Below are 8,989 nucleotides of genomic sequence, written 5' to 3'. Positions count from 1 at the left end.
CTGGAAGGAGCTGCGCGCGCCGCCGAGCGATTGCCCGATGCCACTTTGGTCGTCGTCGTGGCCGATCGCGAGAGCGACATCTATGCGGGTTTTGCCAGGCGTCCTGCGTCGATCGACTTGATTGTCCGTGCCGCGCGAGATCGTGTGCTGGATGGCGGAGGCCGCCTGTTCGCTGCCCCCGAAGCTTGGCCTGAACTGGCCCGGACCGAGGTGCGTGTCGCGCCATCGCGCACCGGCGTTGCCGCACGGGTCGCAATCGTGGCGCTGCGCGCTGGAACGGTTGAGGTTTGCCGTCCGCGCCGTGGCGGCGACGCAGATGGGCCGGAGCATTTGTCCCTCACCATGATCGAGGCCCGCGAGATCGATGCCCCCAGCGGGAGTTCACCGCTGTTGTGGCGACTACTGACCACGCTCAAGGTCGCCAATGCCGCCGGAGCCGCGGAAATTGTGCGCTTATACCGGCTGAGATGGCGAATCGAAGAAATTTTCAGGTCCTTGAAAAGCGACGGCCTCAGGCTTGAAGAAACCCAGATGCAAGATGCCGGACGGTTGTTCAAGCTGGCCCTGATCGGTCTTGCCGCGGCGACCCGCACCGTTCAACTCGTCGATATTACCATAACGTCTGTGTCGAGCAGCGTTGCAAACCGTAACTACGCCGCATATGCGGCAAGCAAGGCTGGTGCTGCGCATGTTACACGTGTGCTCGCCGCAGAATGGGCTGCATCGGGTGTCCGGGTAAATGCACTGGGACCGGCTGTCACCCCGACCCCCTTGGCGACCCAGATCCTTGACGATCCTATTACCCAAGACGCGGCACTCGCCAGAATTCCAATGAGCCGATTCGGAACCCCGGAAGACCTTCTCGCTGCCATCATATTTCTTCTGGCACCGGGAAGCCGGTTCATAACCGGTCAAATTCTATATGTTGATGGAGGCCGAACTATTTCGTGATGGCTTTCAGTGGGTCGTCCACCCACCGCCAATCGAGGGTGACGCTCCTGTTATAGTCTGAGCTGCGTCAGAACAGAGATATGTCGCCAGCGCTCCTATTTGTTCTGGGGTTGTGAACCGAAGCCTTGCTTGCTTTTCTTGTAGTAAATCTTTTTCTATATCCGGACGCCTCGAAAAACCCTTGGCCTGACGGATTTCGAGTAGCGGGTTGGGCTCAATCGCGTTGCTGATTCGGCTGGCGCCGGTCAGTGCATCGATTTCGGAGCAATTGCTTGTGGTTTCTGGGATTTTCTGCCCCCCGTCGGGGCTTCGGGCTCATGCGGGCGCGGTTCTCCTGCCGAGCCGGACCCGGCGCTGCATGTTGTAGGCGAGATTGGCGAGGCCGATCTTCGTGCTTGCCCGGACGAGGCCGATGGTGCGAACGAACAGGGCCACATGCTCGATCGCCGAATGCAACCGGGATTTCGCCGCGTTCGCGAGCGCCGTGCCGCGCGGCATCGCTCGGCCCTGCGGCTTCTTCCGGTGGATACACGAGCGCATGCCGTTGTCTGACCAACCATGCCTCGTTCTTCTTCGACCGATATGCCGTGTCCCCCTCCGGGAGCTTTCCATCGGCAGCGGCCAATAGAACCTTGGCTCCCTCCGCCCACACGCTGGCCGCGGTGTTGGTCTTATCGATCAGCCCGTTGAGTTGCGCTCCGGTCGCGCGGCATTCGTGACCACCCAGTTTCAGATCAAGCCGTGGTGCCGGTCGATCGCGATGTGGTTCTTGCAGCCGAAGGTCGGGATCGCGAGGTCGACTGCCGGCGTCGAGCCGTCCGGCCTCGTCTTCGCCTTGGTGAACTTCACGATCGAACGGATTCACCGTTCATGATCACCGGATTGCGCATGCAAGACGACTTTCGCCGGCGCCCTGCGGTCGCACAGCGATGCGGCGATTTGACACAAGTCACAGCAAAGATATGATTGTCGTGAATCTCAGACCACTTTTAGCCACACAGGCATCATTTTTCGGATAGGATGACCCCGCCGTGAGCCTGCGGGTTACGTGCGGCGCGGGTCCGTGGTCAAAAAGCTAGAGCTAAAGATCTCCATCCTGGGCGATTCGATCTCGCAAGACAGACCAAGGTTTAAAATAATGCTGATTGCTTCCACCCCGTTGTTCCTGGTCGCCGGCGGCCTCACTGCACTCGCGGCAGGTTTCGTTAAAGGTTTTGCGGGTTTCGGTTTTGCCGTGGTCTTCACTCCGCTCTTTTCGCTCATATCCGACGATCCGCGCCAGGTGGTGTTCGTCGCACTGGTGCTTGGCGCCATCATGAGCCTCGGCGTGATCGCCGAAATTCGTCATGCAATCGCCCGCGACCGGACAATACCGGTCGTTTTCGGCACGATGGTCGGCACGCCGATCGGGATCATGCTGCTCGGATTGATCGACCGTCCAGCCTTGAAATTCGCGATCGCCGGCTTGGCGATCGGCATCACGATCCTGCGATTGACTTGGTTTCAAATCAGAATCGGCCCCGGTGCGTGGCCATTGGCAATCGGCGCGTTTCTCGGTGGCATTCTCAATGGCTGCACCAGCATGGGTGGGCCGGTTCCGGCGCTGATTGTCGTCTGGCAGAGGCAGGGAATCAATGATAGCCGGGCGATCCTCGTGATGTTCAATCTGCTGAGTTATCTGCTGGCGATCACAGTCGCCCTCGGCACGGGCATCGCGCGGCTGCCTTGGCTGATCTCTGGCGTCTGGCTGTTACCCTTCGCGGCACTTGGCACCTTCGCGGGTGTCCATGCCGTCCGGCGTATATCGCAAACCACCTTCGCGTACGTCATCACCGCGGTCGTGGGATTGGCTGGTATCGCCGGGGTTATCTCGGTCCTCAAAACCTGATGGGCGCGGCCTCCTTTTAGATCGATAGCGGGGATGATTCACGATAACCATCTTATTGTCGTGAAGCTCTGGCCATCTTTAGCCCGACCAAGCCGATTGGCTCTTTACCGTAAAATTCCGCACGGTTGCTGCTAGAAGGCCAAGACTCTCACTTCCAACCTCCCACCGGTCTCCCTGTGCATCATTCCATATCATCTGTGGTTGGATGCGTTTTCACCCCAAGGTCTGTCAAAATCAACCAAGAGAAGGAGCGCCGTTTGTGTCGTCTCGTAATAATTTGAGATAAGGACGCTCGACACTTGGTTCGAGTTCGACCAAGGCCCCTGAGGGAATAACAGAAGTGATATCGCAATCGAAATCCGACATCAGCGGCAGGCCGGCATGGGCTGCGCCTTGCGCCATGATGGGGTTTGCCCGGTTGAGAACTAGAGCCAGCGGGATCATGCTACGGGAAGCCATCTCGAACAGCATCCAAGCGGTTGCCACCCCGCCTTTCGCCGCATCCAGGATCAGGACCCGCCCCAGGTAAGACTGGCCTGCCAGGACATGCTCCGGGCGCGAAAAAACACCTTTTATCCGATCAAGATCATAGCGGGCAGAGAAGCCATCCTTGGCGACCAGCGCTCGCCCCTGGATTTTATGACCCATTGCGCAGCCCGCATAAAACATCGCATCCCGCATCACACCGAACCTCCCGCACAGGCTACGTCAATACATTGTTCCATCGACAGCAGAGTTGGGCTGTACCCATAGCCGCCGATAATGTTCACCAACTTGGCCGAATTGCTGGCCAGAGACTTCCAACCGTTCGCTTCCGCCATCTCGCGCGCATAGCTATTGTAGAAACACATGCCAGCCAGAACGGTACCGCCAGCGGCTTCGATACGGGCGGTCAACCCCATGCGATCTGCATCCGGCTTGACTTGCGGACTGGTGATCGCCAGCAGTGGAATTTTCACCTGCCGCCCAGCGAGCAGATCGGCGACCTGCTGTATTTCGACGATACTCAATTGTGGGGCGGAAAACACGACCAGATCGACCTTGCCCGTAGTCTGGCCATAACGCTGGCGAAATGCCTCCAGATCCCGGCCGCCTAAGCGGAATTGCGGTAGCGAGGATACCGAGGCAGAAAAATCCCGCGCTAGTTTGGCTTCAGGCGTGATGCCGGACAGATGGAACAGCGCCACCGAACCAAAACTCGCCGCCGCCGCGCCGAAATGTTTCATCTCGTCGGAGCCGGGAATCCGCTCCAGCCCGCTGACCAACGGAACACTCCAGTAGTCGCCCGCCAATTTGCCAACCATCGCGCCCAATGCCCCCCATCCATCAAGCGACTGCGGCGTGAAGGTCGTCACGATGTGCAAGGTCGGTTGCCGCCTTGCCTCCAGATGGTAGCCATAGCGCGGCGTGCATCCGGTGAGGGCTGCCGCGAACGCAGAAGGGCCTCCCTCGAAATTAGACCGCGCCCCCAGCACGCTATTGGTATAGATGACAACGCCGGTGTCCCCATAGGCCACATGTTCGCCGAGCAGCGGCGGCATGATCGTCTGATAGTTGATGCAGGTATTGGTCATCAGGATGCCGCAGGATTCCAGCGCTACGGTGGTCCGCCGCTCGCGCTCAACCATCCAATTTTCTTGCTTTAGCCTTGGTGCGGCAAAAAAATCGGTTCCGCGCGGATCGGTGATCGTTGGTACCCTGACCCGGCGTTGCGCGTCAGGCAGACCCATCCAGCGTTCTAGCCACTGCACGCCCGCCTCGCCGAGCGATTCAGTGTCGCACATGATGTGGGCCTGGGCGATCTGAACCAGATCAGTCGCGTGGAAATAGCGTCCAACCTGGATTTGATGGGCGATGGCCCAGTGGCGCAGCGGGCCGCATTCTCCCGATAACATCGCTCGTTCTTCATCGGTCAATTTCATCGCTTCTCTCCGGTCGGTTCCAGCCACCTCGAACCATCGGCGACATGGTCATGGCATGCTCATATGATTGGGAAGAAACAGTGTTAGATTTGGAAATAAATACAGCGCGTAGACCATGACGATCTCAATGGCGATGAACGGCAGGATGCTCGCCATCATCTGCGTTAGCGGAATATCGGAAATGGAGGCTACCGTCACCAGGTTAAGCCCTGCTGGCGGGTGGATCTGGGCGATTTCCTGATTGACGGCGATGATCACGCCGAACTGCACCGGATCAATGCCGATGGCCCGGGCAATGGGGGAAAAAATCGGGATGGTCAGGATCGTCAGCGCCCCTGATTCGAGAAAAGTACCAAGAAACAGATCGGTGACGATGATGCCGGTGAAGGCAATCAATGGACCGCCGGGCAGCGACGTAACGCCAGCAGCAATTTTCTGCGGCAATTGTAGCAAAGCGCTATACCGCGCAAAGACCGATCCTGTTCCGAAAATCAACAACAGCATGGAGGCAGTCAGCGCGGCGTTCATCGCCGCCGCTAGGATGCTCTTGAGATTTAAGCGGCGGCGGATGAGCCCGACCAGCAGAATGTACATCGCGGCCACCGCGCCGGTTTCTGTCGGAGTGACGACGCCGAAATAGATCGAGACGATGATGAACACCGGCAGGACGACGATCGGCGCGCCTTTCAGCAAGATCGGCCAACGTTCGCGCCACACGTAGGGGCGGACCTTGATCGCCGGACGGTTGAAAAAAATAACATATAGCGAGAAAAGCAGTGCCAGCAGCAAACCTGGGATCACCGTGGCCATGAACAAACTGCCGATCGAGGTTTCCGTCAACACGCCATAAATGATCAATGGAAGGCTTGGAGGCAGCAGAATGCCCAAGGTGCCGCCTCCGGCTATCAACGCCCCGCGCACCCGGTCGGGATAGCCTTCGCGGGCCAAAGCCGGCAGGGCAATCAAGCCGACTGTCACCGCCGTCACCGGGCTCGAGCCGGTGATGCCGGCGAAGATCGCACAGGTGAGGATCACCGCCACGCCAAGCCCGTTCGGCACTGCGCCGATGCAGACCTTGGCGAATTCGAAGAGTTCATCGCCCAAACGCGCCGCCTGCACCAGCATGGCGGCAAAAACAAACAACGGAATGGTCACGAGTTCGAATTTATTCAAGCTCTGCCAGAGGAAAGAAGCGAAATCCACGCTAGCCTGATCGATGCCGAACATCAATGCAAGACCAGCAAAGGCGGTTACCCCGATCGAGATGAAAATCGGTACCCCCAGCACCATCAGGCCGAACATGCCAAACACCAGGGTGATCAGCGTGGCATCGCCGCTCCAGGCCATGCTCAACGCCCCGTTATGCGCGGCGCGAGGATGTGAGCCAGCGCCTGGACGGCGATGGCAGCACCGCCGATCGGCAACGCCAATTCCGGCCAGAATTGTGGCACCTGCAGCAAGGTGTTGGAGACCAGATGTTGCGTCAAGGCGGCATGCGCTTGCTGCCAGCCGGACACCAGCAGGACAAGACCGAACGCCAGTTCAAAGCAGCCGGACAACCTCGCCAGAGCCGGTTCAAGGTCCGGGCGGCCTTGTGCAAGGATTTTGAGGCGGAAATGATGCCCGGTATTCAGACCATAGCCGGCGGCACAAAACCCCATCATGATGATGGCATAGCCCGAGATCTCGAATACCCAGATAGGCGGGCGCTGCAACTGATCCATCACAATTTCGTACAGAACAGGCAACGGCAGAACGAGCGCCAACAGAGCGGATATGGTTGCGATCACCCGCGATACCGCGGTAAGCTGAGAAGCCAGTTGTGCGCGCCAGCCCCCGGCACGGACCGTCATCGACAGCGGCTGCGGATCATTGCAGGGAATCCAGGACGGTCTTCACCAAAGCCGGGCTGAAGCCCGCCTTTTCCTTGCGGACCAAAGGCGCTAACGCGGCCTTGAACGCATCGTAATTGGGCGTTTTTGGTTCAAGCACGGTGACGGTCGCATGATGCTCGCGCATCTTGTCCAATTCGATCTGGTAGGCATCGACCATCGCCTGATTAGCCGTCCTGCCAACTTGATAGGCCGCGTCGAGAACGATTTTCCGCAGATCGGCCGACAACGCTACAAAATGCGCCAAATTCATCACATAGCCGGTGATCAACAAGCCGAACACGCCATTGGTGGCCAATACATATTTGGCCACTTCATATTCTTTCAGCCCGACCGCCCCTTCCAGACCACCGATCGCCCCTTGCACGGTTCCGCGTTCGAGAGCGGGATAGACATCGGCCACACCGATGGTCGAAGGAGCGCCGCCCAAGGTTTGTACGATTTGCGCCGTTAGTCTATCAAACACACGGATGGTCTTGCCGCGAAAGGCCGCTGGGGTATTGAGCGGCTGGCGCGAAACCACGACGACTGGCCCGTTATAGAGGGCGCAGAGCATCTTGGTGTCGTGCTTCATCATGCCGGCATCGAGGGTTTTGAACAATTTTGTCCCTGGCCCAATCGCTTTTTCGAACCCCTCCCCAGTCGGCGAGAAAAACACCGTGTTGAGCACCCCCGCCTCCGGCACGATGGAGGCCCAACTTCCCAAGGTGGTCAGGGAAATATCCACCACCTTCGATTGGATCGCGGTTGGCACATCCTGCTCGCTCACCAAGGCGCCATCGGGGAAATTTTCCACCTTGATGCGCCCGCCGGAGGCATGCTCGACTTGCTCGATGAATGGTGCGACGAAACTGGTGACTTGCGGCGCTTTTGATGCGCCCCAGGTGGAAAGCCGCAAGGTGGTTGCGGCAGAAGCGGCATGGACCGCATCCATCGCCAGAAGCGCGCCCGCGCCGCCCGCCAGTTTCAGCGCGCCGCGCCGGCCAATCCATACCCTCGCCCCTTGCGCGCGGCTGCGTGCCAGATCTGCGTCCAATCGCGAAAATTCCGCGTTTTTCATGGTTTCCTCACAGCTTTGTCTCTGCCCTGTGGCAAAAATTCATGTTTATTGGACGATTCGGATTGGCAGACGATATAATACATCTTATCCTGAAACAATACATTAATTTGTGAGCAACCCCTGGAGTTGGAACACGAATGGCTCCCCAAAACAGCGGCAGAATTGGCGATTTGCAGCGTCAGAATCCTTTCGCCTTGCATGAGCAGCTCACCAACCGGCTGCGCACGGAGGTGCTGGCGTCCTATCAGCCTGGGGAGCAAATCCCGACCGAAGAAGAGATCCGCACCCGCTATAGCCTCAGCCGGATCACGGTGCGGCGTGCCATTCAGACCCTGGTCGATCAGGGCGTGCTGATCCGGCGGCAGGGCAAAGGCACGTTCCTGGCCCAATACTTGCCGCGGGTGATCTATGAGATCGACAAATTCGGTCCCTTCACTGACGCTTTCCTGGCTGCTGGTGAAAACGTCGCCATCACGGTGGTCGATTTCGGCTGGAAAAAAGAGGGTATCCCCGATATTTTCCGCGGCACCGCGGATGAGGTGCTTTGCTATAGCCGACTTTATGAAACTGGGGGCACCCATCATGCCCTGATCCAGGTGACGCTGCCCCCTCGCCTAGGCGAGCGCGTGTCGCGAGCCGATACTGCGTCTATGGGAGTTTATGAGCTGCTGCGCTCCAAGCTGAGAGTGGAGCCGTTTCGCGCCGATTTCGAAATCAGCAGCCAATTGCCGAATGCCGCATTGGGCGGCATGCTGAAAATCTCTTCAACCACGCCCATACTCGTACTGGAGCGGATTTCCTACGATCAGGAGAATGATCCGATCGAACAAACAATTCATTATCTGATTCCAACTGCTTACCGTATCAAAACGTCGGCGTTCAAACAAAAACCCAAAATGCTCGGTTCAAATCACAGCGATTGAGAATGGTAAAAATTAACCCAAAAGATCCTATCGCATGACGGCAGATGAGCGTTAGAGCATGATGACTCTAGACTGAACCGTACCCTGAGTTGATGAGGTATCTTTTGCATTCATCGGCGGAGAACGCGGTAAGCAGGGTGCCGATGCCTCGCCATGTATCCTCTACGGTTCGATGGGCGGCCTTCCGCAGCTTCTTTCAATCACAGATAGAAATACGGTGTTCAAGGGTCAAGCTGCCCAGTTCCGCTCGGCTGCGGCGCGGGCAGTAGCGAGCAAGCCCTGAGCCGCGGCCCTGCTCGCATCGATGTCTATCGCGCCGTTCCCGATGCCGCCAATCAATGCCAGATCGGCGA

10 protein-coding genes are annotated in these 8,989 nt (G+C 58.2%); 3 read left to right on the top strand and 7 right to left on the bottom strand.

Annotation, left to right across the window (positions count from 1 at the left end; translation table 11 throughout):
- Window positions 1–951, top strand: a 951-nt coding sequence (locus tag AiwAL_RS19240) for an SDR family oxidoreductase (RefSeq protein WP_262313382.1), incomplete at its 5' end; no start/stop codon positions are given.
- 6 nt (window positions 952–957) lie between these two features.
- Here AiwAL_RS19240 and AiwAL_RS19235 read toward each other — a convergent pair.
- Both AiwAL_RS19235 and AiwAL_RS20495 read right to left on the bottom strand, forming a co-directional pair.
- On the bottom strand, window positions 958–1,170 hold the full coding sequence (locus AiwAL_RS19235; RefSeq protein WP_262313383.1) for an SDR family oxidoreductase: 213 nt from the start codon (window positions 1,168–1,170) through the stop codon (window positions 958–960).
- Between the two features lie 96 nt (window positions 1,171–1,266).
- The gene (locus tag AiwAL_RS20495; protein ID WP_407932567.1) at window positions 1,267–1,449 is read right to left on the bottom strand and encodes a hypothetical protein; all 183 of its coding nucleotides are present in this window, start codon (window positions 1,447–1,449) and stop codon (window positions 1,267–1,269) included.
- 550 nt (window positions 1,450–1,999) lie between these two features.
- Here AiwAL_RS20495 and AiwAL_RS19225 point away from each other — a divergent pair.
- The gene (locus tag AiwAL_RS19225; protein WP_235705607.1) at window positions 2,000–2,839 is read left to right on the top strand and encodes a sulfite exporter TauE/SafE family protein; all 840 of its coding nucleotides are present in this window, start codon (window positions 2,000–2,002) and stop codon (window positions 2,837–2,839) included.
- 234 nt (window positions 2,840–3,073) lie between these two features.
- Here AiwAL_RS19225 and AiwAL_RS19220 read toward each other — a convergent pair whose 3' ends face one another.
- From AiwAL_RS19220 to AiwAL_RS19200, 5 genes are read right to left on the bottom strand one after another with little or no spacing between them, the layout of a single operon-like run.
- Entirely contained in the window at window positions 3,074–3,520 is a 447-nt protein-coding gene (locus AiwAL_RS19220; protein WP_235705606.1) for an aconitase X swivel domain-containing protein, read from the bottom strand.
- Complete coding sequence (locus AiwAL_RS19215) at window positions 3,520–4,761, bottom strand: aconitase X catalytic domain-containing protein (protein ID WP_235705605.1); 1,242 nt, start codon at window positions 4,759–4,761, stop codon at window positions 3,520–3,522. Before AiwAL_RS19215 ends, AiwAL_RS19220 begins: the two co-directional genes overlap by 1 nt.
- Before the next feature lie 48 nt (window positions 4,762–4,809).
- Window positions 4,810–6,108, bottom strand: coding sequence for a TRAP transporter large permease (locus AiwAL_RS19210; RefSeq protein ID WP_262313381.1), 1,299 nt, complete (start codon window positions 6,106–6,108; stop codon window positions 4,810–4,812).
- Between the two features lie 2 nt (window positions 6,109–6,110).
- Window positions 6,111–6,614, bottom strand: a complete 504-nt coding sequence (locus AiwAL_RS19205) for a TRAP transporter small permease (RefSeq protein WP_235705603.1) — start codon at window positions 6,612–6,614, stop codon at window positions 6,111–6,113.
- 16 nt (window positions 6,615–6,630) lie between these two features.
- On the bottom strand, window positions 6,631–7,551 hold the full coding sequence (locus AiwAL_RS19200; RefSeq protein ID WP_262313380.1) for a TRAP transporter substrate-binding protein: 921 nt from the start codon (window positions 7,549–7,551) through the stop codon (window positions 6,631–6,633).
- Between the two features lie 299 nt (window positions 7,552–7,850).
- Between AiwAL_RS19200 and AiwAL_RS19195 the strand changes: the two genes are divergently transcribed.
- Entirely contained in the window at window positions 7,851–8,636 is a 786-nt protein-coding gene (locus AiwAL_RS19195) for a GntR family transcriptional regulator (protein ID WP_262313379.1), read from the top strand.
- Window positions 8,637–8,989 lie beyond the last annotated feature (353 nt).

Source organism: Acidiphilium sp. AL (assembly GCF_025499445.1).
In the GTDB taxonomy this organism is placed as follows: Bacteria; Pseudomonadota; Alphaproteobacteria; order Acetobacterales; family Acetobacteraceae; genus Acidiphilium; species Acidiphilium iwatense.
This window is presented reverse-complemented; position numbering and strand designations above follow the sequence as displayed.